Source organism: Castellaniella sp. (genome assembly GCF_034674885.1).
Classification (GTDB): Bacteria; Pseudomonadota; Gammaproteobacteria; order Burkholderiales; family Burkholderiaceae_B; genus Castellaniella.
This window is the reverse complement of record NZ_JAUCDS010000001.1, coordinates 189,447-215,472: the sequence shown is the minus strand read 5'-3', so window position 1 is coordinate 215,472 and position 26,026 is coordinate 189,447. Positions and strand designations below refer to the sequence as shown.

Annotated in this window: 22 protein-coding genes; 9 read left to right on the top strand and 13 right to left on the bottom strand. The window is 64.4% G+C overall.

What is annotated here, in order from left to right:
* Positions 1-9 precede the first annotated feature (9 nt).
* The 11 genes from VDP74_RS01045 to VDP74_RS00995 form a co-directional block, all read right to left on the bottom strand.
* Positions 10-1,173 (bottom strand): Gfo/Idh/MocA family oxidoreductase, encoded by a 1,164-nt coding sequence (locus tag VDP74_RS01045; RefSeq protein WP_322997745.1) that lies wholly within the window; start codon positions 1,171-1,173, stop codon positions 10-12.
* A gap of 55 nt (positions 1,174-1,228) precedes the next feature.
* Entirely contained in the window at positions 1,229-1,870 is a 642-nt protein-coding gene (locus tag VDP74_RS01040) for a TetR/AcrR family transcriptional regulator (protein ID WP_322997744.1), read from the bottom strand.
* Positions 1,867-3,297: an enolase C-terminal domain-like protein gene (locus VDP74_RS01035; RefSeq protein WP_322997743.1), complete on the bottom strand. Its 1,431-nt coding sequence runs from the start codon at positions 3,295-3,297 to the stop codon at positions 1,867-1,869. The genes VDP74_RS01040 and VDP74_RS01035 overlap by 4 nt, the downstream gene beginning before the upstream one ends.
* Positions 3,287-4,156, bottom strand: coding sequence for a sugar phosphate isomerase/epimerase family protein (locus VDP74_RS01030; RefSeq protein ID WP_322997742.1), 870 nt, complete (start codon positions 4,154-4,156; stop codon positions 3,287-3,289). Before VDP74_RS01030 ends, VDP74_RS01035 begins: the two co-directional genes overlap by 11 nt.
* Entirely contained in the window at positions 4,153-5,694 is a 1,542-nt protein-coding gene (locus tag VDP74_RS01025) for a tripartite tricarboxylate transporter permease (RefSeq protein WP_322997741.1), read from the bottom strand. The genes VDP74_RS01030 and VDP74_RS01025 overlap by 4 nt, the downstream gene beginning before the upstream one ends.
* A gap of 39 nt (positions 5,695-5,733) precedes the next feature.
* On the bottom strand, positions 5,734-6,318 hold the full coding sequence (locus VDP74_RS01020; RefSeq protein ID WP_322997740.1) for a tripartite tricarboxylate transporter TctB family protein: 585 nt from the start codon (positions 6,316-6,318) through the stop codon (positions 5,734-5,736).
* A gap of 7 nt (positions 6,319-6,325) precedes the next feature.
* Entirely contained in the window at positions 6,326-7,333 is a 1,008-nt protein-coding gene (locus VDP74_RS01015; protein ID WP_322997739.1) for a tripartite tricarboxylate transporter substrate binding protein, read from the bottom strand.
* Positions 7,334-7,379: 46 nt separating this feature from the next.
* Positions 7,380-8,447, bottom strand: coding sequence for a dihydrodipicolinate synthase family protein (locus tag VDP74_RS01010; protein ID WP_322997738.1), 1,068 nt, complete (start codon positions 8,445-8,447; stop codon positions 7,380-7,382).
* Between the two features lie 15 nt (positions 8,448-8,462).
* On the bottom strand, positions 8,463-9,482 hold the full coding sequence (locus VDP74_RS01005; RefSeq protein ID WP_322997737.1) for an NAD(P)-dependent oxidoreductase: 1,020 nt from the start codon (positions 9,480-9,482) through the stop codon (positions 8,463-8,465).
* 219 nt (positions 9,483-9,701) lie between these two features.
* Positions 9,702-11,348, bottom strand: coding sequence for a chaperonin GroEL (gene groL / locus VDP74_RS01000; protein ID WP_322997736.1), 1,647 nt, complete (start codon positions 11,346-11,348; stop codon positions 9,702-9,704).
* Positions 11,349-11,382: 34 nt separating this feature from the next.
* On the bottom strand, positions 11,383-11,670 hold the full coding sequence (locus tag VDP74_RS00995; protein ID WP_322997735.1) for a co-chaperone GroES: 288 nt from the start codon (positions 11,668-11,670) through the stop codon (positions 11,383-11,385).
* Between the two features lie 509 nt (positions 11,671-12,179).
* Here VDP74_RS00995 and VDP74_RS00990 point away from each other — a divergent pair.
* The 9 genes from VDP74_RS00990 (at position 12,180) to VDP74_RS00950 (ending at position 24,774) form a co-directional block, all read left to right on the top strand.
* Positions 12,180-14,660, top strand: a complete 2,481-nt coding sequence (locus VDP74_RS00990) for a hypothetical protein (protein ID WP_322997734.1) — start codon at positions 12,180-12,182, stop codon at positions 14,658-14,660.
* Positions 14,657-16,714 carry a glycosyltransferase gene (locus VDP74_RS00985; protein WP_322997733.1) on the top strand — a complete coding sequence of 686 codons (2,058 nt, stop codon included), beginning with the start codon at positions 14,657-14,659 and terminating at the stop codon, positions 16,712-16,714. The genes VDP74_RS00990 and VDP74_RS00985 overlap by 4 nt, the downstream gene beginning before the upstream one ends.
* Before the next feature lie 45 nt (positions 16,715-16,759).
* Positions 16,760-17,917, top strand: a complete 1,158-nt coding sequence (locus VDP74_RS00980) for a polysaccharide biosynthesis/export family protein (protein WP_322997732.1) — start codon at positions 16,760-16,762, stop codon at positions 17,915-17,917.
* 7 nt (positions 17,918-17,924) lie between these two features.
* The gene (locus VDP74_RS00975) at positions 17,925-19,265 is read left to right on the top strand and encodes an ABC transporter permease (protein WP_322997844.1); all 1,341 of its coding nucleotides are present in this window, start codon (positions 17,925-17,927) and stop codon (positions 19,263-19,265) included.
* 22 nt (positions 19,266-19,287) lie between these two features.
* Entirely contained in the window at positions 19,288-20,004 is a 717-nt protein-coding gene (locus VDP74_RS00970; protein WP_322997731.1) for an ATPase, read from the top strand.
* Positions 20,005-20,125: 121 nt separating this feature from the next.
* Positions 20,126-21,157: a sugar ABC transporter gene (locus VDP74_RS00965; RefSeq protein ID WP_322997843.1), complete on the top strand. Its 1,032-nt coding sequence runs from the start codon at positions 20,126-20,128 to the stop codon at positions 21,155-21,157.
* Positions 21,150-23,069 carry a tetratricopeptide repeat protein gene (locus VDP74_RS00960; protein WP_322997730.1) on the top strand — a complete coding sequence of 640 codons (1,920 nt, stop codon included), beginning with the start codon at positions 21,150-21,152 and terminating at the stop codon, positions 23,067-23,069. Before VDP74_RS00965 ends, VDP74_RS00960 begins: the two co-directional genes overlap by 8 nt.
* Before the next feature lie 12 nt (positions 23,070-23,081).
* On the top strand, positions 23,082-24,290 hold the full coding sequence (locus tag VDP74_RS00955; RefSeq protein WP_322997729.1) for a polysaccharide lyase family 1 protein: 1,209 nt from the start codon (positions 23,082-23,084) through the stop codon (positions 24,288-24,290).
* Positions 24,291-24,450: 160 nt separating this feature from the next.
* The gene (locus tag VDP74_RS00950) at positions 24,451-24,774 is read left to right on the top strand and encodes a BON domain-containing protein (RefSeq protein WP_322997728.1); all 324 of its coding nucleotides are present in this window, start codon (positions 24,451-24,453) and stop codon (positions 24,772-24,774) included.
* A gap of 99 nt (positions 24,775-24,873) precedes the next feature.
* On the opposite strand, the gene VDP74_RS00945 is transcribed toward VDP74_RS00950, so the two are convergent.
* Together VDP74_RS00945 and VDP74_RS00940 are read right to left on the bottom strand one after the other, a co-directional pair.
* Entirely contained in the window at positions 24,874-25,020 is a 147-nt protein-coding gene (locus tag VDP74_RS00945) for a lmo0937 family membrane protein (RefSeq protein ID WP_322997727.1), read from the bottom strand.
* A gap of 84 nt (positions 25,021-25,104) precedes the next feature.
* A complete protein-coding gene (locus VDP74_RS00940; RefSeq protein ID WP_322997726.1) occupies positions 25,105-25,611 on the bottom strand; it encodes a PRC-barrel domain-containing protein in 507 nt (168 codons plus the stop codon).
* Between the last annotated feature and the right edge of the window lie 415 nt (positions 25,612-26,026).

The window sequence follows — 26,026 nt, the reverse complement described above, 5'->3', positions numbered from 1 at the left end:
GGCCGGCTCCTAGAGGGTCAGTTCGGGAACGTCGATCCAGCGCCTTTCGCGCCAGGACTGATGGGCCAGATCGACCAGCTGCACCCCTTTTGCGCCTTCCAGCAAGGTCCAGCGGTAGGGGGCATCGTCGACGACGTGGCGGATGAAGTGCTCCCATTGGATCTTGAATCCGTTGTCGTAGGTCTCGGTATCCGGCACGTCCTGCCACTGGTCGAAGAAGTCCATGGACTGCTTGACGTCGGGGTTCCAGACCGGCCTGGGAGTGGCGACGCGGCTCTGGATGCGGCAGTCCTGCAGGCCGGCGACCGCCGATCCGTGGGTGCCGTCGACGTGGAACGTCACCAGGTCGTCACGCCGCACGCGGGTGGCCCAGGACATGTTCATTTGCGCGATGACGGGTTCCCCCGCGTGTCCGATCAGTTCGGCCGTGGCATAGGCGGCATCGTCCGCCGTGACCTGATAGGGGGCGCCCGACTCGTCCAGGCGCTCGGGCACGTGGGTGGCGCCCAGGCAGGAAATCGACTTGACCTCGCCGAACAGATTGTCCAGGACGTAGCGCCAGTGGCACATCATGTCCAGGATCATGCCGCCGCCGTCCTCGGCCCGGTAATTCCAGCTGGGGCGCTGGATCGGCTGCAGGTCGCCCTCGAAGACCCAGTAGCCGAATTCCAGGCGCACGCTGAGCATGCGTCCGAAGAATCCGGCGCGCCGCAGCATGTCCAGTTTGCGCAGGCCTGGCAGGAACAGCTTGTCCTGCACTACCCCGTGCTTGAGCCCGGACGCGTGCGCCGTGCGGGCGATCTCGAGCGCTTCATGCAGCGACGTGGCGATCGGCTTCTCGCAGTAGACGTGCTTGCCGGCCGCGATGGCCTGCGCCAGCAGGGCGGGCCGCATCTGCGTGCTGCCCGCGTCGAAGAACACGGTGTCGTCCGGGTTGGCCAGCGCGACCGCCAGGTCCGTGCCCCAGCGTTCGATGCGATGCTGCTGCGCCAGCGACTGGAGCTTTTCCGCATTGCGGCCCACCAGGATGGGGTCGGGCATCACCCGGTCGCCGTTGGCCAGCAGCACGCCGCCTTGCTGGCGGATGGCCACGATGGAACGGATCAGATGCTGGTTCATGCCCATGCGGCCCGTGACGCCGTGCATGATGATTCCCAATCGTCGTGTGGTCATGTTGAAAGCTCCTTTGAGAATGTCCGAAGGGCGCAGGCCTTGCGTCGGCATGCCGTCAATCGCGCATCACGTATCCCAGGATCAGGTCGCACATGTGCGTCAGGCGTTCCTGGCGCGCCTTGGGGGCGAGCAGGTGGCGGCCGAAGATGGCCGACAGGGTGTGATTGTTGGAGAGATAGAAGAACGTGAGTGCGGCGATGGAAATATAGAGTTGGGTCGGGTCGATGCCACCGCGAAAAATGCCGTCGCGGCGGCCTTGTTCCAGGATGCGGCCCAGTGTGTCGACGACCGGGGAATTCAGCTCGCGTGCCCGGGACTGGCGCAGGTGCCGGGCCTTGTGCACGTTGGCGCTGTTCAGCAGGGATTGGAACTCGGGGTGCGTCGTGCTGTAGTTCCAGGTGAACTCGACGAGCTTGCGCACGGCTTCCGGCGGGGTCAGCGACAGCAGGTTGAGCGCTTGCTCGGCACTGCGAATATGCTCGTACGCTTTTTCCAGAACCGCCTGGAACAGCTGGTCCTTGTCGCGGAAGTAGTAATAGATCAATCGCTTGTTGACCTCCGCGCGCTTGGCGATCCCCTCCATGCGGGCGCCGTCGAAGCCCAGCTCCGCGAATTCGTCCCGGGCCGCCGCCAGGATCGCGGCCTGCGAACGGTCCGCGTCGCGTTGACGTTCTGGAGCGGGTGCGGTGGCGCTCATTCCATGCCTCCCGCTTCCAGGGGCTGCATGGCGGAAAAATCCGGATCCGCGCCGCTGGCGTAGCCGACGCAGGCCAGGGATGCGCATAGGATGCGGCCGGAGTGAATGGCCAGGCGCACTGCCCCGTGCCGGCGTTCGTACAGATCCGGATGCGCCTGCAGGAATGCGTCCTGTTCCGCTGGTGGCTGCGCGGCCATGCCGTTGACGTAGTGATGACCGTTGCGTTCGACGTGGGTGATGCCCAGCAGATTGACGAGCGCCAGGTCCTGTTGCACCGACAGCCCCGCCTGGGTGGTCAGGTCCTCGGCGGACATGAAATAGCGTGTGTCCTGTTGCGCGCGATTCCAGGCAATGCAGCGGCCGGTGTTGAGCAATGAACGATAGATGCCCTTGCAGGTCTTGGAGGACACGCCGGCGTAGCCGCATGCGCGCGCTTGCACGAAGGCATCCAGGACTCCGTCGGATTCGTCGATGATCACGGGCTTGCCCGGGCGTATATGGCGCAGGTCGGTCTCCAGCGCGTGCTGGCGCGAGATGGGTTGTTCGATGAAAACGATGGACGACCATAGGCGCGCCAGTTGGGGCGTGGCGCGTATTGCTTCCGTCAGTTCCAGCAGTTCCTGCGCGGTTGCATACTGTTCGTTGCCATCCAGCGATGCGAAGTAGGGTTCGGGGCGGCGATCCAGCACGGCGGCGATGTGGCTCAGGCGTTCGATGTCGTGCTGTCGCTGGCCGCTGACTTTGAGCTTGAACCAGCGGTGGCCGTACGCGGCGACGACCTCTTCCAGGGTCTCGGGCAATCCGTCGTCGAGCCGCTGCGCCTGGTCGTCCGCTGTAATGGCGTCCAGCAGCCCCACCGTGTGACGCGCCTCGATGGATGCCGCCGGGCGCAGGCTGCGCAGCAGGGCGCTCATGCCCAGGTTCGCGAAAGATGGCAGGGAATCATCGATACCCGGCAGGTTGGCCTGCAGGGCATCGTAGAAGGACATGTCGTTCAGGCGGCACGCCGCGTCCAGCACGGCGCGATCCAGCAGCGCCGGGCCGTAGTTGGCCAGCAGCGGATTGAATCCGCGTGCCACGCAGGCGTCTTCGTGGGCGTGGTGGTGGCGCGCGAAATGGCCGAATGCCGTGGCGGGCAGGGAGTCCGACAGGTAGGCGTCCCGTGCCGTCCACAAGACGGTGCGCAGCTGCCGGAAGTTGTCTTCGTTGGACAGTTGCAGGTTCTTGTCGAACCACTTGGGCGCCATGAGTTCCGCCGATGCTCCCCATGCGGCGCGGCCATCGGGGCCCCGCACGCGCACACGGGCAAAGGCCTGGGGGCATTCGGTGAGCGTCACGACCCCGAACCGGAAAGGCAGGCGCAGGCGCACGGGCCGTTCGTACAGTTCGATGGCTTCGATGCCAAGGCGGGGGGCGTCAATCGTCACGGCCGTTCTCCTGCAGTATGCCGCGGACGTAGCCGATGGCACGGGCCGCGCAGCCGGGCCCGTCGGGCACATAGTCGAAGGGTTCGACGGCGACGATGCCGTCGTAGACGCCTGCGTGTTGCAGGGTTCTAAGGCGGCGCAATATGGGGCCGAAGTCCATGTCGCCCTGGCCGGGGCCCTGCCGGTTCGGGTCGTTGATCTGTACGTGCGCGATATGGCCGCTCGGCATCCAGCGGTCGATCAGTTCGGTGACGGATTCCTGTTCGGTCTGCCCGGCCGCGCTGCAGTCGATCATGGTCTTGAGGCCCGGCGAGCCGACGTCCGTCACCATGCGCACTGCGTCACCGACGGTATTGACGAGATCCGTCTCGACCATCGATAGGGGCTCGAGACAATAGTGCAGTCGGCAGGCCTGGGCATGTTCGGCGGCGTGGCCGAGGCAGGCGCGGGCGCGTTCCCACGCCTGGGCATGGCTGGATCCCGGCGGCACCGAGCGCTGCTTGGGCGAACCGTGGACCAGATAGCGTCCGCCCATGAGCGCGCACAGCTCGATCAACCGTCTCATGACGTCGACGGTGCGCTGCCGCTGCGCGGCATCGGCGCTGACGATGGACAGGCCCGCCGGCGCGACCAGCAGCCAGTGCAGGCCCGAGATGAACAGGCCATGATCGCGCGCGACCCGTGCGCAGTCCCGCGCTTCCGCGTCCGTGATGCTCAAGGGGTCGGGCTTGAGCGTGAAGGGGGCGACTTCCAGGGCGTCGTAGCCCAGCTGGGCGGCCAGGCGGCACTGCGCCGGGAAATCCAGGGGCTGCAGCACTTCGTTGCAGAGCGCGATCTGCATGTGTGAGGCCGTTTTCATTCGGATGCCCCCCGTCCGATCAGGCTGCGCAGCCCCTGGCCGGCCATGGAAGCGGCGCGGCCGATGGCGCGGCGGACCGCAGGCACGTAGAGCAGGAAGGTGAAGATCGTGATGGTGGCCAGGACCAGGGCGATCGGCCGGGTGAAGAACGGGATCAGGCTGCCGTCGGAGAGCACCAGACCCCGGCGCAGGCTTTTGTCCAGCAGCGGTCCCAGGACCAGGCCCAGGACCAGGGGCGCCATTTCGTAGCCTCGCCTGCGCAGGAAGTAGGCGCCGATCCCGATGGCGACCATGACGTAGACGTCGAACAGCCGCGAGGCGACGGCAAACGAGCCCACGACGCACAGCAGGAAGACGATGGGCATCAGGATGTCGCGGGGGACTTTCAGGACCTGCAGCATGGGGCGCACGCCGAACAGGCCGAACAGCAGGATGGCGATGGAGGCCAGCGTGGTCATGGCCACCACCTGGTAGATAAAATCCGGGTGCTCGATCATCAGCATCGGGCCGGGCTGCACGCCGTGGATGATCATGGCGGCCATCAGCACCGCTGATGGCGCCGAGCCGGGCACGCCCAGGGACAGCACCGGGATGAGGTGGCCGGGAACAGAGGACATGTCGCCGGTCTCGGCCGCCATGAGGCCGTCGATGGAGCCCTTGCCGAACTGGTCCTTTTCCTTGCTGACGGCCTTGGCCGCCGCGTAGGAGACCCATGAGCCCGCGTCTTCGCCCACCCCCGGCAGCAGCCCTGTGAAGACGCCGATGAGGCCGGATCGCATGACGGTCCAGCGGTATCGGAACAGATCGCGCCAGCGTGGCAGGACCGAATCGGTGAGATCGTGGATCTTGCGCTCCACGGGGTCTGACAGCGCCATCAGGACTTCGGCCAGGCCAAAGGCGCCGACCAGGGCCGGAATCAGGGCAAGGCCGCCGGCCAGCTCTTCCGAGCCGAAAGTGAAACGGTCGTAGGCATAGAGGCTTTCTTCGCCGACCTGGGCCAGGAACAGCCCCAGCAGGCCCATCAGCCAGCCCTTGAGCGGGTCGCCGCCGACGATGCTGCCCGAGAGCGTGACGCCAAAGAGCGCCAGCCAGAAGAACTCGAAGGCGCCGAACTGCAGCGCGACGTCGGACAGCAAGGGCGTCAGCGTGGCCAGGAAGATGACGCCGAACAGCGTGCTGGTGACTGCGCCCGAGGTGGCGATGCCGATGGCGCGGCCCGCCTGTCCCTGCTGGGCCAGGGCGAAGCCGTCGGCGCAGGATGCCGCATTGGCCGCCGTGCCGGGGATGTTCAGCAGGATGGCCGTCCGTGATCCGCCATACAGGGCGCCGACGTAGGAACAGATCAGCACCAGGATGGCTTCATTGCCTTTCAGGTTGATGGTGACGGTGGTCAGCAGCGCAATCGCCAGCGTTGCGGACAGGCCGGGCAGGATGCCCATGATGAGCCCGACGAATGCGCCTCCCAGACCGTAGAGCAGGGTCATGGGTTCCATGAAGCTGAGGTAGGCAGCGCCCAGATCTTGCAAACCGTTCAGCATGTGCGTATCTCGTGAAAAAGGATGGCCATCGTCCCGTTCCTAAGGCAGGCGGACCAGGAAAAGCCGTTCGAATACCAGCCAGACAACCACCGATGAGCCCACTCCGATCAACAGTGCGTGGACGATGGCCTTCAGATTGAAGGGGTGGCGGCTTGTGTCCGGATGGAGGCGGTTCAGCGTCAGGATCGAGCCGGTGACGTAGATCGAGGACGCCAGCCAGAAGGGCAGGCCGTGACCGATCAGCACGATGCTGTAGCCGCAGCACAGGATGATCGTCAGCAGGACGCGCTTGCGCCGCAGATGGGCATGATCGTCGGCGACCGCCGCCGGGCCTGCAGGGTGGTGCCGATGGCGTTCCCAGCTGCGTATGGCCAGGATGGAGCCGACGATGATCATCCCCAGGCCCAGCAGGCCGGGCACCAGGCCCGGAATGGTGTAGGGGTTGATGTGCTGGTCTTCCAGTCGGCTCATGTTCCAGGAGGCGATGCAGATCGCCAGGCCCAGGACGATCCAGCCCAGTGCGTCATGCAGATCGGCCCGGGGTGAGGACTTTGCGTCGGGGGGCAGCCCCGCGTCCTGGGGCTTGTCGAGATCCGATGCGGGAACTGGGTCTGGAGCTTGCATGTTGGCCTCAGGGTTTGGGGATGCCGACGGTGTCCGGGGAAACCTTGCCCTTGCCGCTGTTGTAGATGTTCCAGGCATTCAACTGCACTGCCGGGAAGACCGCTTTTTGAGCGGCGTCTCCATACAGCGGGTCATAGACAGCGCCCCTGGACGTGGCGTATTTCTTCAGCGCAGCGTCCGACGGCATTTTCTCGGCCCAGATCTTTTGCAGGGTCTGGATGACGTTGTCAGGCACGCCCTTGGGGATGAAGATGCCGAAGTAGTTCAAGGGAGCCTGCAGGTTGGGGATGTCGTCGGACAATGATGGGATCGTTCCGTAGCCCTCCAGCTCCAGCGGCTTGTTGCCCACGACACCCACGGGGCGCAACCGTTTGCCGCGGATCATGTCGGCCTGCTCGACCGCCAGTTGCGAGGTCAGGTCGGTTTCACCGGCGACGGCGGCCAGGACAGCGGGATTGCCGCCGTCGTAGGACACTTCCTTGTATTTGACGCCGGTTGCGGCAACGATCCGGTCCATGGCCGCATGGCCTGCTGATGTGACGCCAGCGGTTGCCACGCTGATCTCTCCGGGCTTGGCCTTCATGGCGTCGATCAGTTCCTTGCCGGTCTTCCAGGGGCGCTGTGGATTGACGCCCAGGACCGAGACATTGGCCACATTCAGGAACAGATGCCAGTCCTTGATGCTGGCATCCAGCGAGCCCAGCGTCTGGTAGGCGCCCAGGTCCTGGGCGGCGCCCGCCGTCCAGGTGTAGCCGTCCTTGTCGGCCGTCAGTGCGTTGCGGGTGCCGATGGCGCCGGACGCACCGGGCTGGTTCACGATGACGATGGTCTGCCCCAGGACCTTTTCCAGTTCCGCCGCCGTGATGCGCGTGACCTGGTCGGTGGAACCACCGGCCGCCCAGGGCACGATCAGGTTGATGGGGCGCGTCGGCTTCCAGTCCTCTGCGCTGGCGGGGAGTGCGGTGGCCAGGACGGCGACAGCGGCCGCTGCTTGAAGGAATACACGCTTTTTCATCGGAGCTCTCCTTGTGGTTGCTCAGTGAATCCGGGCGGTAGTGTTGTCAGGTCAGCCACCGGCCGAGGTTTTTGGTGACAAATGCGTCATCCACCAAATGCGGGTAATCGTTATGCACCCGGGTCAGGGCTTGCGCCTGTCCGGGGCTGAGGCCTTCGTGCGGGTCCAGGCACCAGATGCCTTCGAACAGGCCCTGGCGGCGCAGGATTTCGTGGCAGCCAGCGATGCAGCCGCGAAAATCGTGCGCCACGTCGAACAGGGCGGCGTTGCAGTCCGTGATCTGCGGGTCCAGCGCCAGGAGGGCGGCATCGATCTGTTGCGCCCGGGCGGCATTCCGGATCCGTTGGAAGAGCTGCACGGCCCGTTCGGTCCAGACGCTCCAGTGGCCCAGCAGGCCGCCGCAGATGCGGACGGTGACCGGTTGGCCTTCGTGCACGAACGTGTACGGCGTCAGCAAGTCGAGCACGATATGGTCGTCATTGCCGGTGTACAGCGCGATGCGCTCTTGCGCTTTGGCCGCCAAGACGCCGCGCACGACATCCAGGGTGCGGTAGCGGTTGAAGGGCGCCATCTTGATCGCCAGCACGTTGTCGATCTCCGAAAAACGTTGCCAGAACGATTCGGACAGGAACAATCCGCCGACGGCGGGCTGCAGGTAAAAGCCCATGATGGGCATGACGCCGGCCGCCGCCCTGCAATGCTCGATCAGTTCTGTTTCGCTGGCGCCCGACAGCGCTGCCAGGCTCAGCAGTCCGGCGTGGTAGCCCAGGTCGCGGGCGGTGCGCGCTTCGTTCAGGGCCTGTGACGTCTTGCCCGCCAGGCCCGCCACCATGAACAGGGGACGGCGCCCGCCCAGGGGTGTCCAATCCTGGACGGTCCGCATGGCCAGCTCCAGCACGGGGCGATAGAGGCCGGATTCGCGGATGGCGAATTGAGTCGAGTGCACGCCGACGGCCAGGCCGCCGACACCCGCGTCCAGGTAATAGCGCGTCAGGGCCTGCTGTCGACGGGTGTCGAGGGCTCGGTTGGCGTCCAGGGCCAGCAAGTGGGCCGGAATTACGGTTCCGGCGCGCAGCGCCGCCAGGGTGTCGTCCGGTAAGGTGGCCCAGTGCATCATCGCGGCCTTGATTCAGTATTTGCCATCGCGTGCTTCGTAGTGCGTGGGTTTGTCCAGGCTGGCTCCGCCCCGGCGCACCCAGTCGGCGGTCCAGTCCAGCAGCCTGTCCAGCCCGACCTGGGGCGGGCCGAAAAGCCGGTCGGCCTGTGTGCAGTCGATCAGCAGCGCGCTGTCGGCTTCGGTGCCGGTGAAGCGGGGCTCTATGCCCAGGCGTTCGCCCAGCCCGATCGCCGCCTCGCGGATTGAGACCCTGGGGCCGCTGAGGTTCAGCGGCGACGTCGGGGTGTCGCAGTGCGCCAGCGCGCGCAGGGCCCGTTCGTTGGCGTCGCCTTGCCAGATGATGTTGGCGTAGCCCATGGCCAGATCGATGGCCTGGTGTTGCAGGACCTTGTTGGCCACGTCGTGCAGCACCCCGTAGCGCATGTCGATGGCATAGGACAAACGGAGCAGGCGCCCGGGTGTCTGGTGCTGGTGCGAGAAATACTGGAACAGTCGTTCCCGGGCGACGCAGGAGTTGGCGTATTCACCAACTGGTTCAAGCGCGCCGGATTCCGGGGTGCCGGCGCCATGGGTTTGCGTGAACGGATAGACGCATGCCGTGGAAAATACGACCAGGCGGGATTCTGAAAAGCGCTGAGCGACCAGCGCCGGAAGGTGGCTGTTCATCGCCCAGGTCAGCCATTCGCTGCCGGTGGAGCCAAATTTGCGGCCGGCCATGAAGATGATGTTGGGGGCGGCCGGCAGCCGATCGAGTGTTTCAGGATCGAGCAGATCGCCTGAAACGCAGTCCACGCCTTGCTCTTCAAGCTGGGTGCGCAGGCCGGGTTCGGAAAATCTGGCGACGCCGATCACGTGCCGATTGGGCGCGGCGCGCTTGGCCATGCGGGCCAGGGTCGGCCCCATTTTCCCGCCCACCCCCAGGATCATCAGGTCGCCGGGCACACGGCCCAAGTCATTGACCAGGGCCTCGGAGGGGCTGGACAGACAGTCTTCCAACTGAGAGACATCGTTGAAGCGGTGGGGCAGCGACATGGCATGTTCCCAAAGCGCGATGTCGTTATTTTCACCGTCCGGTGAATTGAATCAATACGGGTATTCCCTGGAAGGTGGCGTCTCCACCGAGACGATGGCGGGTATCGCGGCGCGGGTTCCGCATATGAAAAATCCCTGCTGCGGCGAACCGCAACAGGGATTTCCGAGGCTGCCCCCAGAGGCGAGTGAACGCCTGCCGGGGGCCGGGAAGGGATGGGCTTAGAAGCCGCCCATGCCACCCATGCCGCCCATGCCGCCCATGTCGGGCATGGCCGGGGCCGGCTTGTCTTCCACGATTTCAGCCACGGCGGCTTCGGTCGTCAGCAGCAGGCTGGCCACGGAAGCAGCGTTTTGCAGCGCGGTGCGCGTGACCTTGGTCGGGTCGATGACGCCTTGCTCGACCAGGTCGCCGTATTCGCCGGTGGCGGCGTTGTAGCCGAAGTTGCCTTCGCCCTTTTCAACCGCGTTGACGATCACGCTGGCTTCGTCGCCGGCATTGCTGACGATGGTGCGCAGCGGGGCTTCGATGGCGCGCAGGACCAGCTTGATGCCGGCGTCCTGGTCGGCGTTGTCGCCCTTGACCTTGGCCACGGCGGCCTTGGCGCGGATCAGCGCGACACCGCCGCCCGGGACGATGCCTTCCTCGACGGCTGCGCGCGTGGCGTGCAGGGCGTCTTCGACGCGGGCCTTCTTTTCCTTCATTTCGACTTCGGTGGCGGCACCGACGCGGATGACGGCCACGCCGCCAGCCAGCTTGGCGACACGTTCCTGCAGCTTTTCACGGTCGTAGTCCGAGGTGGCTTCCTCGATCTGCGCGCGGATCTGCTTGACGCGGGCTTCGATGTTCTTGGCATCGCCGGCGCCGTCGATGATGGTGGTGTTTTCCTTGGCCACTTCGATGCGCTTGGCCTGGCCCAGCTCGGCCAGGGTCGCCTTTTCCAGCGACAGGCCGGTTTCTTCGGAGATCACCGTGCCGCCCGTCAGGATGGCGATGTCTTCCAGCATGGCTTTGCGACGGTCGCCGAAGCCCGGGGCCTTGACGGCGGTGGTCTTCAGGATGCCGCGGATGTTGTTCACGACCAGGGTGGCCAGGGCTTCGCCCTCGACGTCCTCGGCCACGATCAGCAGCGGGCGGCTGGACTTGGCGACTTGTTCCAGCACCGGCAGCAGGTCGCGGATGTTGCTGATCTTCTTGTCGAAGATCAGGATGAACGGGTCTTCCAGGACGGCGACTTGCTTGTCCGGGTTGTTGATGAAGTAGGGCGACAGGTAGCCGCGGTCGAATTGCATGCCTTCGACGACGTCCAGTTCGTTTTCCAGCGACTTGCCGTCTTCGACGGTGATGACGCCTTCCTTGCCGACCTTGTCCATCGCGTTGGCGATGATTTCACCGACGGAGGTGTCGCTGTTGGCCGAGATCGAGCCGACCTGGGCGATGGCCTTGCTGGTGGTGCAGGGCTTGGACAGCTTGTGCAGCTCGTCCACGGCGGCGATCACGGCCTTGTCGATGCCGCGCTTCAGGTCCATGGGGCTGATGCCGGCGGCCACGTACTTCAGGCCTTCTTCGACGATGGACTGGGCCAGCACCGTGGCGGTGGTGGTGCCGTCACCGGCGTTGTCGGAGGTCTTGGAGGCGACTTCCTTCACCAGTTGCGCGCCGATGTTCTCGAACTTGTCCTTCAGTTCGATTTCCTTGGCCACGGACACACCGTCCTTGGTCACGGTGGGGGCGCCGAAGGAGCGGTCCAGCACCACGTTGCGGCCTTTGGGGCCCATGGTGGTCTTGACGGCATTGGCCAGGATGTTGACGCCACGGACGATGCGGGTACGGGCATCGTCGCCGAAATAAACTTGCTTTGCAGCCATGTTGAAATTCCTTGGGATTGAACGAAGCGGTGGCTTACAGGATCACGGCGAGGACTTCTTCCTCGCGGATGACGAGCACTTCCTCGCCATCGACCTTGACGGATTGGCCGGCGTATTTGCCGAACAGGACCTTGTCGCCGACCTTCAGGTCGACCGGCAGAACCTTGCCGTCTTCAGTCTTCTTGCCCGGGCCGACGGCCAGGACTTCGCCCTGATCGGGCTTTTCAGCGGCGCTTTCAGGGATGACGATACCCGAGGCGGTGGTGCGCTCGTTATCCAGACGCTTGACGATCACACGATCGTGCAAAGGACGCAGTGCCATGGAGGAACTCCTGTACGTAGAAATTGAGAGGTGCGGGGGCAAGGCAGTGTTGTTAGCACTCAACCCCATCGAGTGCTAATTATAGGGATGATTCGCGGCATTTCAAGGGGACCACAGGTGCCAGTTACATTTGGCTGCAGTGTGGTGGGATGGGTGCGAGACCCTTGGCCCGACTTCGGGAGCGTGTTTCTCCGGGGTTGTGATTACATCTCCGTCATGGTTGTAATTTTTTTAGGGATTTCCCGGATGCTTGTACAGGCCGCCCTGATTCATTTCAACAGCAACGAAAATTTTTAGAAATAGGTTTGCTGCGCCTCTTCCCCCAAGATGCATTGACTCGCTGCCCGAAAGGCGTAACTGGGCCCCGAGTCTAAATCACTTAGCTATATGCCCGCCCGTGTACGGCAGACGTATTTCGATGTCCCGTCGATTTACTTGCCTGCGTGCGACCTCTTGTACTGGACGCTCTAAGTTCAGGCCCGATATCCATCACTACAGGAGAGCCCCGAATGGCTGTTTTTACCATCGCTCCGATAGGAACCTGCCGCATCCACACGCCGCTGCGCGATGCCGTGGGACGCTACCCGATCAAGCTTCAACTCGGCCGCAACTACGGCTTTGTGCACACGGCCGCCGAAGCGCTCCAGCAGGCGCGATTCATGTTCAATCAGGCCGACATTCCCGCAGACGTCCAGCGTCTGATCTTCCGGCCTTCGAATGGCGAGCAGGCCCGCCGCGGCACGCACAAGCCGGCTGACCTGTACATGGTCGAGCTGTCTTCTCGCAAGCTCCTGACCATTGGCGGCTTTCCCATCCAATCCAACTACCTGGTCCGCTACTTCAGCGAGTTCTTCGCTGATCGGGCGCGTACCCGGCAGTTCTGGTCCATGGCCAACGCCGATCGACTTGTGGAGCGCCGCGCCGTCCTGGACCAGGATCCGGCCTTCAACAGCCTCAACGCGGACGACCGGGACTTGCTCGCCCGCATCGTCAGACGCGATCAGACGGACGAGGAGATCGAGCAGGAAATGCGCCAGCTCGTCGAATTGCTGGACAGGGACAAGGTCGTGTTCGTCACGCACGTCAACGCCACGACGCCGGACAACGTGACCATCGAACAGCGGGCCCAGCTGATCGCTGCCGTGACTGCCGCTGCCCAGCGTCTCGGCGTGCCTTGCTACGACCCGACGCCACTGATGAACAAGATCGGCCAGGCCGATGCGATGGAGGACGGCGGGCTCGACCTGACGCACTACACCCCCGTCTTCGCCGAACGCCTGTACACGGACTGGTACAGGAACTTCATGCGTCCGCGGATGGGAGCGTCCGCCCCGCAGCCCGTGGTGCACAAGCTTGCCGCCGACGAGAGCGCAGAGCATATCGAAAGGCTCTGGGATTCCGGTGATCTGCGGGATGCCTCGCGCCGCGTGCGCGAAGTGCTGCGCCGCTACCCCCAGTTGCCCGATCATGTGCTGCTGTTCGCACGGATCCAGGAAGAATTGGGCGATTACGAGGGCTCGCTGGCGCTGCTGGACAGCATGGACGGAGCCCTGGCATCGGGCAGCAAGGCCGAGCAGGTCCTCATGCGAAACAAGTTCAAGCTGGGCCACCATGACGTGGCGTACTCCTTGGCGGCCAGCCTGTTGGGCGACGAGATCGAGACGCCGGAAATCGTCCGGATCGCGGCGGTGTCTGCAGGCCATCTGGGCTACGTGGACGAAAGCCTGGGCATGTGGAAGCAGTTGTTCCGCATCTCCTCGTCCCAGGACGCGATGGCGGTGGAAGCGGCCGACACAGTGCTTGCGCTGCTGCAGGCTGCCGGGGACATGGCGGCAGCCATCCGCTGGGTTCATGAGGTCCGCGCGGCGCTCCCCGGCTATGGTCGCGGCTTCGCGGTGCTGTGGCGCGATCGCCTGCTGGCCGGCGACCGCGACGCGCTGCGCGGCCTGGCTTCGGAGCATCCCTCGCTGGATGACGCGGACGCCCTGGAGCTGGTCAAGGAAGCCTCGTGGCGAGGTTGCATCATGGCCGCCGCAACCCTGGCGGCGTCCTGCGGCCTGGTCAGGAGCAAGCAGGAGGAAATCGGCGCATGGCTGCGGGCGCAGTCTTCGACCTGGGCCGAGGAAGGCAATCGCGCGCTGGAGGAGGGGCGCCTGCGCGACGCGGCCGAGCAGATCTGCGCGCACCGCCTGCTCAATCCCGACGTGCTGGCCGGTGCGCGGGCGCAGCGGGCATTTGAACGCGCGATGCGTCTGGGCGTTCGCGCCGCGCTGGTGGCGGGCAATCACAAGGAAGTGATCGACCTGACCAACCTGGCCATCGACACCAATGTGGATTTCCCCGAGCTGCATGCCATGCGGGGCCGCGCCGCCGATGCGCTGGGGGACCAGAAGACCGCGATGCGGCATCTGGAGCAGGCTGCGGCCGGCGAATCCGCGCCGCTCAGCGCCAAGCTGTACTTTGCGCGGGTCGCATTCAAAGGTGGCTGGTTCGGCGAAGCCATCGACGCGTACAAGGATGTGCTCGCCCACGCGTCCGCCGACCAGAGCGTCCGGGACGAAGCAGAGCGCCAGCTCGGCAGGCTGGGCCCGCGTGCGATCCGCAGCGCCCGCCAGATATTGTCCCAAGGGGATCATCAGGCCGCCTGGAACCTGCTGGATCGCGTCGCCCGGTCGTGGCCCGAGATGGCGGAAGTGGCTCACGAAAAGCGGCGCATCCTGGCCTATCTGTATGCCGAAGCGCGCGCACTGGAATCGTCGAGCACGACCGAGCGCCTGGACTTGGGCGAACGCATCGTGAGGCTCGTGCCCGATGATCCCATCGGCCTGCGCCTGGCGGCCGTGGGCGCCATGCGCCTGCGCCGCTTCGAGCAGGCCTTGCCGTACTGGAAAAAGCTGCGGGAACGGGCCGAGAGCCCGGGACAGTTCGATCGTTACATCGAGCGCTGCACGGTGTGGATCGACAAGCTCAATCGGAGAAAGGCGGCATGAGTTCGCCACTGATTGCCGAGCAAGGGGAGGCCTCGTCCGATCTTCAACAGGTTCAAGCGCAGTTGGCGGACATCGTTGCAGGGTCGGGCCGGGTTCAAGTCGCACAGGAAAATCTGACTCGGGCCCAGGCGCTGGCCGAGCATCACATGGAGGACTCGAAGGTCCGCTTTCTGCTGCTTCGCTTGCAGGAGTTGGCGGGCCTGAACGAGGGCATGGCCGAGCAATGGGCGACCTTGCTGCAGCAATGCCCGGACGATCTGCATATTGTCCGCCATTGCGCCACGCGCCTCGTGAAGGAACGGCGCGTTGAAGAGGCCCTGTCGCTGGTCGATCGCCATCTGCCCGAGTCGAAGAGTAATGCCGAGCGCCTGTTCGCGCGGGCGAAGCTGCTGGGCGACATCCGCGCGCACGAGCAGTCCGACGCCCTGTTCCGCCGCCTGATCTCGCAACACACGGATCGCAACATGCGGGCCGAGTTTGCCAAGCGCCTGCGCAAACGTGGCCTGCTGGCCGATGCGTTCGAGGTGATCGCGCCGGTGGTCAAGCACCTGGCGCCCGGCAGCAAGGCGGCCGAACTCGCCGAGGGACTGGCCAGTGATTATGCGTTCTACCAGCGCTTCGAATCCGAAGAAGCACTGGCGGGAAAAGACGTCCGGATCGTGTCGATGAAACATGCGATCCTGCACTTTCGCGACCGGAAGATCGCCGAACATGCGCTGGACAAGTCCGTCTCGGTAGCGCTGGTCACCGGCAGCCTGGGCCCCGGCGGCGCAGAACGGCAACTGACGCGCCTGGCCGGCGAGCTGACCCGCATGGCCAAGTCCCGCCGCCGACGGCCTTCCGCCGATATCCCGCTGCGGCCCAAGAAGGTCGAGGTGCTGGTCAAGCAGCACACCGAGCCGACGGGCTCGCCCAAGAAGCAGGACGATTTTTTCCTTCCCGTCCTGGTCAAGGCGCATATTCCCGTCACGGAGATCAACCGCTTGCCGGCCGTCTCGGTGTCCCACCAGACCGTTCCCGCAGGAAGCCTGGCCCGTCTGCTGGAACAATTGCCCCCGCCGGTCCACTATGGCGTGACGCGGCTTGCGCCGGTGCTGCGGGCCAATCCGTTCGACGTGGTGAGCCTGTGGCAGGACGGCACCTGCCTGTTCGGCGCGCTGGCGGCGTTGCTGGCGGGCACGCCGACCATCCACCTGGTGTTCCGCGGCTTGCCGCCGAACATCCGCAAGGATCGCTTCCGCGCAGAGTATCCGGAGCTGTACCAGGCCCTGGCCCAGGTGCCGGGGGTGGTCTTCGTCAGCAACAGCCGCAAGGCTGCGCAAGCGTACTCGGAGTGGCTGGACATTCCGATCGAGCGCTTTCACATCCTGTACAACGGCGTGCCCGAGCTGCCGACCGACGCGTCGGACGCCGACAAGGAAATGTGGAAGGCCTTCCACGCAAGCACGGACGACGCCACGGAAACGATCGGCGGCGTATTCCGGCTGGAACCGGACAAGCGGCCACAGCTATGGATCAAGCTGGCCGCGCTGTACCTGAAGGAGCGACCGCATGCGCGCTTCGTCATCGTGGGCGACGGGCGTTTGCGCGAGAACATCGAGGCGCTGGCGCAGGAGCTGCATGTGAACGACCGGCTGTTGCTGGTGGGCTTGTCCAATCACGTCGGCTATTGGTATTCGCAGATGGACGCCAGTGTGCTGCTGTCGCGCTACGAAGGCTTGCCCAACGTGCTGATCGAGGCTCAGTTGCAGGGGGTTCCCGTGGTCTCGACGCCAGCCGGCGGCGCGGGCGAGTGTTTCGTGGAGAACGAGACGGGCCACCTGCTCAGCGACGTCGTTCATCCGGATCTGCACGAGGCGTGCGAGAAGGTCACATCGATGGTGGACAAGGTACGCAGCAACGAGGACTTGGGGGCGCACAGCCGCCGCCGGGCGCAGAAGCTGTTTTCGCTCGAGGCAATGCTCACCAAATTCCTGAGCCTGTGCATGCCCGGCATGTCCGAGCACGACGATCGTGTCGATCTCGCGCCGGCCATGGGCCTGATGCGGGCGTGATGGGCGATGGGGCTTTTTTTAAGCTGCTGGAGTGGAAGGATCATTATGCAAGTGAAAGTCCTGAACCCGGACGTGCGGCGTCACACAACCCTGATCATGCTGCTGCTTGCCGCACTGATGCTCACGGGTTGCCAACTGCCGCGGTCCGGCCCCATGCTGAGTGAAATGACGGGGGCTCACGATGACAAGGATGTCATCGTGATGCCCGTGTCGCGCGAACTCGCACAGCAGAGCCGTGAGCCCGAGGTGTCCGATTTCCCTGCGCGCTACCGTGACCTGACGCAAGCGGGATTCGACCGCCTGGTGCCCGGCGACGGCATCAACATCAAGGTGTGGGAACGCGGTGGCCTGGGCGTGTTTGCGTCGGACCCGTCCGGTGTGAGCGATCTGGGCAACCATGAAGTCGACCGCTCGGGCCATGTCTCGTTTCCCATCCTCGGCAAATTCAGGGCCGAGGGCCTGACCCTCGGGCAGCTGCATGACGCCGTGATGGAGCGCCTGAGTACGCTTGTCGTTGGCGCAGACATCAGCGTGACACGCGTGGCCGACGAACGCGGCCAGATGGTGACGGTGCAGGGGAACCTGACCAAGCCCGGCATGTATCCCATCACGCAGACATCCCAGCGCCTGAGCAGCGCGTTGGCGCAGGCGGCGCCGGTGCAGGAGAATCCCGAGCAGCTGATCATCAGCCTGCGCCGCAACCACCAGGTGGCATCGGTGCGGCTGTCGGATATCTACCGGAACCAGAAAAACGACATCCTGTTGCGGGCGGGCGACGTCATTACTGCCTATGAATCCAAGGAGTTCCTGACCGTGTTGGGGGCGGCCGGCACTCAAGGGCGCGTGGCCATCAGCAAGCGCAATTACAGCGTGCTGGATGCGCTGGCGGATTCCAGGGGGCTGGACGACAAGTTGGCAGATCCGCGTTCCGTGTTCCTGTTCACGCCCGCAAAGGCCGGGGTGGACGGCAAGCCGGACATGCTGCCCGTGGTCTACCAGTTCGACCTGACCCGTCCGGAGCAGGTGGCGCTGGCGCGCGAGTTCACGGTGCACGAAGGCGAGGCGATCTATATTTCGGACGCGCCGTTCACGCAGGTGCAGAAGGTCTTGTCGGCCTTCCGCTTCACGATGAGCGCGGGCTTCAGTGCCACGAAAGCCATCGGCAGTGATGCGGGCGCCAGCTCGTCGTCGCTATCCCCATAGCATGTCGATGGGTAACGAGGATCGGATCAAGAGCTGGCGATCGCGCCGGAAAGACGGCCGCTACACGGTAGGGTCCGGCGTTGCCGACTGGCGGCTGGATCCGGCCTCGCTGTTCGAGGCCCAGGCCGCGCCGGCTGTGCTGTTCAAGCCCTTGCTCGCCCGCCTGCAGGGTGCGCCGCACGATTCCGTGGCGGCCCGGCGGGCGGTGTATGAGGCAGTGCAGGCGGAACTGGAGGCGGAGATCGCGCGCAGCGCAGTCGATGAAAACCTGGCCGATTTTTCCCGGCGGCGCCTGCGTATCATCGTGCGCCTCCTGGAACAGGACATCCGCGCGGGCGTGCCGGTATTCGAACCGGGCTACATGCCGACCAGGCTGGTGGCCGAGGACGAGCGCCTGGCCGCAGCGCATGCGCTGCGCGCGGAACGACGCAAGCAGGACAAGGCGCGCGAAGCGCGGCGCCATGCGTCACGCAACGACATTGCGCTGGAAATCGAGGTGGCGCAGGACGAAGCGGGCGACCTGGCGATCCTGCGGGACCGTCTGCACACCTTGCATGAAGGGTACTCGCCCGGCAGGGCCGGCCAGGCCCGCCCTGCCGGGCGCACACTGATGGCGATGTTCATCTACCAGCTGCGTGTGATGCAAGGCGAGAGCCGCATCGCTTTGGTGTGGGCGCTGGTAGGCCCCGTGGTGCTGCTGACCTTGATTTCGTCGCTGTATATCCTGATGGGGACGCATTACATCCTGGGCATGGACGTGCAGACGTTCGCGATGTTGGGGGCGACGACCTGGATCATGTTCCGGCAGATCGCCTTTCGCAGCAGCACGGCCTATGTGTCAGCCCGAGGCCTGCTGAACTTCCAGGGCGTCACGCCGTTGATGTGCGCCCTGGTGCAGGCGCTGATCTATGTGTCGGTCTATCTGGTGGTGTTTGCGGTGTTGATCGGTGCAGGCCACGCGCTGGGCTACATCACCTTGCCGATCAGTTGGGCCGGCTTTCTTGCTTTCGTAGTGCTGATGGGGTGTTGCGGCGCGGCCATGGGGCTGCTGTTCGGGACGATCGCGACCTTCTGGCACTTCTTTCTGCGGCTTGCGCCGATCATCGAACGTTTCCTGCAGATTTTCGCGGCCGTCTTTTTCGTATCGGAACAGTTGCCGGAGCAGTTGCGCCCGTGGGTGCTCTGGTCGCCGTTCGCGCATGGCATGCAACTGCTGCGTTCGGCGTACTTCCCGGCGTACCAGTCGCACGATGCCAGCCTGGGCTATTTCCTGACCTCGCTGGTGTTCCTGATGGTGGTCGCCCTGATGGCCGAGCGCCTGGCCCGCCCCAATGTCCAGCCGATGTGAGGTAGATCCTGTGCGAGGGAAGATGATCCAGCTCAATGGCGTGACCGATGCGCCCCATGTCTTTGGCAGCAGGCAATCGCTGCTGGTCAATGCCAGCCTGGATATCCCGGTCGGACGTTATGCCTTGCTGTCGTCCGTGCCCGAAATGCATCGGCAGCTGGTGGACGTGCTGTGCTGCCTGCGCCCGCCTCTCCAGGGTTTCGTCAAGCACGCTGGCAACGTGTCGTGGGCGATCGGCCGGCAAGGCTTCATCCGCGGCAAGGCGACCGGCCTGAGCATGATCGATTTCGTCAGCGAGATGTACGAGATCGATGCGGATGCGGCGTACGAACTGGTTGCCGACCTGATCAGCGATCCCGGCTGCCTGGCCAAGCCCATGGAGCATTGGCCGCTCTACATACGGCAGGAGTTTTCATTCGCGCTGGCGCTGGCGCCGGCGTTCGATGTCTACGTGATCGAAGGGAGCATTCCCTTCGAGCCCTGCCGTTTCACCCGGCTCTGGCTAGCCCTGTTCGAAGAACGGCTGGTGAGCCGGACTCTCATTTTCTCCAGTTACCGCCAGAATCAGTTGGCGGACTATTGCTTCAAAGGCTTGATCTATGAACGAAGCGCACTCCGCATCGACGACGACCTCGACCAATGCCTCCAACGATATCCCCCGCGACGATCGCGCAGCGACTCTGGAACACGCGGGGACGACTTCGGAGGCGGCTTCGACGAGGGCCAGCTCGGGTTCTGAGTCCGGGTCGGAAATCGAACGCCGCCGCCGCGAGCGGCAGTCGGCGCTGCGGGAGCGTCGCCGCCGGCGCTGGATCAACGCGCTGATCGTCGTCGCGCCGGTGGCGCTTGCGCTGGTCTACGTGTGTTTCGTCGCCACGCCGCGCTACGAGGCGGAGTCACGGTTCTTCGTGCAGTCGGCATCCGGTCAGCAAGGTGGCGCAGGTGCGGCGGCCAGTCTGCTCACCACGGGGAATTCAGGCGGCATGCTCGGTGGCTTCGTGGACGGGTGGGCGGTTGCGGACTTCATCAGGTCGCGCGATGCGATGCAGCGGCTCGACCAGAAGGTTGGCCTGCGCCATTATCTGACCAACACCGGATGGGACCCGCTCAATCATCTTTCCGAGGATTCCAGCGAGGACGCGCTGTATCGCGCCTACCAGGCGTCGGTGCAGGTCTCGTTCAATGCCTTGGAGCAGATCGATGTGCTGCGGGTCAGCGCGTTTTCCCCGGAAGACGCGGCCACGCTGTCCCAGGCGCTGATCGGCCTGGCCGAGGAATTCGTCAGCACCATGAACGAGAAAGGTGTCACCGACAAACTGACGGTGAGCCGGGAGTCAGTCGGGCTGGCAGAGCAGAAGGCGCTTGCAGCCCGGGACGCGCTGACGACATGGCGTACGGCCCATGGAAACGTCGACCCCGCTGCCACGGTGTCGATGCTGCTGGATCTGTCCAGCCAGATCGAAGGGGAACTCAGCACCGCGCAGATCAGGTTGGACAAGATCCAGGCCCTGGGCAACAAGAACCACTTCATGCTCAAGCCGGCCGAAATGCAGGTCGCTGCCCTGAAAAAGCGGCTCAAGTCGGTGCGCTTTCGCCTGAGCGGAGGCGGCAATGCGGAAGTCAAGCAGCTCAAGCCCTACGAGGCGTTGCGCAATGCCCAGGCATTCGCGGATTCCAACCTGACCCTGGCGCAGCAATCGTACCAACAGGCCATGACGGACGCTTTGCGCCTGCAGCGGTACCTGTCGATCATTGCGCAACCGGTTCCCACGGACCGGCCCAGCAGCCCGCGCACGGGTCTCCTGTTGTTGCAGGCACTGGCGCTGGGCTTTGTGCTTATGTTCATCGCCCGCGTGGCGCTGGCTTTGTTGAGAGGACTCCGTCATGGTTGACACAGCTATGGAAAGTCGCCCGCGTGCGGCGGGTGCTGATCCGCAGGGCGCCATCGCCCGCTTGCGCGACATCATCGGGCAGATCCGCGACGCGGCCGACCCCGAGCGCGACATGGCCGCGCTCGAACCGGCGTTGCGACAGGCCAGGGACGGCTGGCGTGATGTCCGGCGATTGCTGGTTTCGCCCTTCGTGCGCGAGGGGCGGTTCGGGCCCGCGATCGCCGCGCTGGGCGTGCTGATCACCGTCCATCCCTCGCGTGTCGAAGACCGCCGCCTGCTCGCCAGCCTTTTCGGACGCATGGAGCAGTGGGACAGGGCGATTGCCGAGGCGGATGTTGCCGCCGGCATCGAGCCTGGCAACGCGGCCCTGCATGCCGCGCGGATTCAGTTGCGCGTGCAGGCGGGCCGGGTGGCCGAGGCGGCCGACGTTGCCCGCGCGACCCTTGCCCTGGCTCAAAGCGAGCCCGGTGACGCGTACTCCTGGATGATGGCTTTCGTGCGCAATGGCGATGTGGCCCAGGCGGCAGTCGTCGCGGCAGCACTGGACCCGGACACTCTGCCAAACGGACGCATGGCGACGATGGCGGTGCGCGCCCTGATGGAGGATGGCCGCACGGTGGCGGCGATCCGGCTGGGTGACGCCGCGCTTCGCGCGGGCCACGATTGCGCGGCGCTGCGCTCGTCGCTGGGGCTCTCGCATCTGCGGCGCGGCGCAGACGAAGATCGCAAGGTGCATGCGGTGGCACATTTCGAGGCCGGCTTGCAGATGGCGCCGGCGGATGTGCGGCTGCTGACGCTGTATGGCGAAACCCTGCTGCGTGCTGGCCGCTACCAGGAATCGGTGGCGCCGCTGGCGCAGGCCCTGGAACTGGCGCCGGAACTGGAACAGACGCGCGCCCTGTATGCCCGCGCGCTGCGACACACCTTGCAGTATGACGATGCGGCTGATCAGTGGATGAGACTGGTCCGGAAGTCTCCGGACAAGCTGCTGTGGCAGCGGGCCGCCATCGGCGCGCTCACGCAGGCGGGCCGCCAGGAAGAGGCAGAGGCGCTGTTCTCGCGATACATCGCCACGCGCAGCGCGCGGCTGCCGGGCACGTTTCAGGAAGCTCTGGCCCGCATGGAAGAAAAACTGGATACCGCGCCTATTCCGCAGGCGCGGCTGGATTGGGCCTGGTCGCTGCGCGGCGATACGTCCACCGATCGCGCGTCCTGGGAGCGCCGGGCGCGCTGGGGCCATATGATCGACCACCTGCTGCTCGACTGGCTCGAATGCCGCGAGGAGCGCGCCGAGGAGGCCATGTATTTGCTGGGCGAACTCGATACCGGAGAGCGTTTCTTTGCGCCACTGCTGGCGGCCGGGCGTGGTGTCGTGGTCGCCACGGCGCACGTGGGCCCCATGTACGCCGGCTTGATGGCCATGGAGCTGGTGGGTATCCCGTCCCGCTGGTTGGCGACGGCACCCAGCATCGCTCAGAGCAGCTATTCCGAGGCGCTGATCTCTACCGCCGACCAGACCGAGGCCCAGGTTGCCAAGGCCTGCATGCGTGCGATCAACGAGGGCTACGTGCTGTGTCTGGCCATCGATGGGGCAATCAATCCCGCCGCGCCGCGCACAACCTTCGAAGGACAGGACGTGACGTACTCCGGTTTTGCGTCTCATCTGGCATATCGCCTGAACGTGCCGTCGGTGTTCTACGTGCCCCGCTGGGAGAGCGGACGCATGTCCTACACATTGGAGATGCTGCCATCGCCCGATTCGGGCGAGGATGCCCAGACCTACTCGCAGCGCTGGCAGGCAGCCTATTTCGCACATCTGCGGGAACACTTGGCCAGCGAGCCGGAGAACCTGCGCCTGAGCGGCGGCATCTGGCGCCATGTGACGTCTGCCGATCGGTCCGCGCAAGCGTAGATGGTGGCTTCGATGTTTGCGCGAAAGAATGCGACGACCTGGTTGCTGGTGCTGGCCGCGCTGTATGGCGGCCTGGCGGTGGCCGGCGAACGGTGCGCGGCCCCGGATGAACACTGTCCATTCGTGTCCGCGTTGCTGCAGCAGCGCGAAGGCTATGGCGCCAAGGCCACGGGCGGGCTGGGCGGCAAGTTCATCCAGGTGACGTCCGACCAGGATGCCGGGCCCGGGACGCTGCGCGCCGCGCTGGAGCAGGCCCGCACAGGGCGAACGTGGATACGGTTTGCCTCCGACATGACCATCGTCCTGGAGTCGCAGTTGCGCGTGCCGTCCAACACGACCATCGACGGACGCGGCAAGCGAGTGGTATTGATAGACGACGGCCTGGGCGTGTATGGAAGCCGGAACGTCATCCTGACGCATCTGACGATCGACGGCCGCCTGAACCGGTTGACGCAAGCCGTGAACGTCGCCAACGACAGCCGCAACGTCTGGGTCGACCACATGGACCTGTCGCGCATGTCCGACCGCCTGCTGAACGTGAAGAACGGATCGACGGATGTGACGATCTCGTGGACCAAGTTCCACAACTCGAACAAGGTCATGCTGCTGAACAACATCACGTCGAAGAACCTGTTTCACCACTACGCGCGCGATTCGATCGCGCGCGTGACGCTGCACCACAACTATTTCTTCAACACCGTGCAGCGCAATCCCAGAGCGCAGTTCGGCACGTTCCACTTGTTCAACAACCTGGTGGAGAACTGGGATTTCTATGGCATGAGCTTCAGCCTGGAGGCCAAGGCTCTGGTCGAAGGAAACATCTTCAACAACGACTCCCGGCGCAAGTGCGTGGAGCCTGCGTTCTTTCCCACGGTGGAAGGCATCGATGTGAATTACTGCCGCTATATCCCCATCGCACCCCAGCGCAGTGCGCTGGGCAACGGCGAATCCGATCGCAAGGCCTACGAGAGACTGAAGCCCCTGTACGGCTATACCCGCGACTACAAGGCCTTTCTGCGCTTGAAAGACAACCTGTATCTGGGCGATGCAAAGCCCGTGTTGCAGGATTACCGGCCCGAATTGGTTCCGACGCCTCCGTACTGCTACGGTTATGAGAAACCGACCCAGGACCTGGCCGAGAGGATACGAAAATTTGCGGGCAACACGTCCGTGGATATCCCGTTGCCTGAATCGCGCGCAGTCGTGAGTTGTCCGGATTGAAGCGCGAAGCGCCTTGAGCGGGGAAACTCCGGCGGGTGCCATGGCACGGGCGTTTGTTACAGCTCGAAGTGCGGAATCCGGCACTGCCGGTGTACTGTAGGCAGGCTTCTCATCGAAAATCAGGCGGGGCAGGGTCCGCGCCATCAGAAGGAGAATGAACATGGGAATGACACACAAGATCGCCCTGGCTGCAGCCTTGGGCCTGAGCGTGGCGACCCTGGCGGGTTGCTCTGTCGCCAATCATCAGGAATCCGTGGGCGAATACGTCGATGGGTCGGTGGTGACCACCCGGGTCAAGGCCAGCATCGCCGATGACCTGGGGGCGGGCCCTGCGGCCAACATCAATGTGAAGACCATTCAGGGCGGCATCGTCCAGTTGTCGGGCTTTGCCAAGACCCAGAAGGAAAAGGACCGTGCCGGCCAGGTTGCCAGCACGGTCCATGGCGTCAAGGAAGTCCACAACAATATCGTCGTGGCCCCCTGATCGTCCAGGACTCGGCGGCTTGCTCCGGTGCAACGCAGGTTCCGGAACAAGCCGCCGATCGCGCGCCGGGAAGGCGCGGGAAGATGAGCCGGATGCCGGCTACAGGCGCCGTCCGCTGATCAGACGCACCAGAATCATGATCACGGCGATGACCAGCAGGATGTGGATGAAACCGCCGATGGTGTACGAGCTGACCAGCCCCAGCAGCCACAGGATCAATAAAACGACGGCGATGGTATAGAGCATGAATATCCCCTTCTTGTTATGGCTGAATATCGCCGGACAACCGCTTGCGTGAATGCAAATCGGCTGGCCGGGTGTCGTGCGGAATCATTGCGAGGCGTTTCCGCCGGCGGCGGGGGCTGGCGAGCCCAGCGGGGAAGAAGGCGGCTGCGTCTGCTGCTGCTTCAGTTGGGACTGCTGCTCAGCCTGTTCCTGCTTGGCCTGCTTGTCGGCCAGTGTCACATAGGCCGGAGCTTTTTCCAGTTCTCCCTTGCTCATGTGCACGACGGCGGTCTTGGCCTGGGTGTTGAATGCCACCTTGTCCAGCGGCACCCCCACGTTCTTGGCGCCGATCCCCAGGAAGCCGCCTACGCCGATCAGCACGTTGACGGTCTTCTGGTCCTGGTTCAGCACCAGGTCGGTGATCTTGCCGATGTCCTCGGCCTTGTCGTCCGTGCCGTTCCTGACCGGCATGCCGATGAGATTGCTGGCCAGCACCTGGGATGCTTCCTGCTGGCTGGTCGATGCAGCGCCGGATGCGCCCATGGTTGCCGGCGCTGGAGTGGAAGCAGTGCCTGAGCCGGTCTGGGCAAAGCCGGTTCCGACCAACGTCATTGACATCACGGCCATTGCGGCCAAAGTGTGTTTTGCTTGCATAAGACGTATCCTCCGTAAAGTGAGAAGGCAGTGCTTTCACGCTACCCCCCGCCTTTCTAGGCCGTCAACGACGAGATGACTTGAACTGTTAGCAATTATTCAGCTGCCGTTTTCCGGGCGGTCCGGGCTGAAAACCGGCTAAAAGACGGTGAAATGCCCGCCATCGGTCATTTGCAATCCCGGATATGATATTCAGGCAGGGGAAATGGGAACCCATCTTTAAGATGTAGGTACGATTCCGGAGGTCTTGTTGCACGTTCTACCGGCTCGCTGATAGTCAATTCCAATCACGACAATAAAAACTATCAATTTTACTTATCAATAGGGATTGCCTACACTAGCTCCTGTAGCCACTGAGGCAACGTCCCGAACC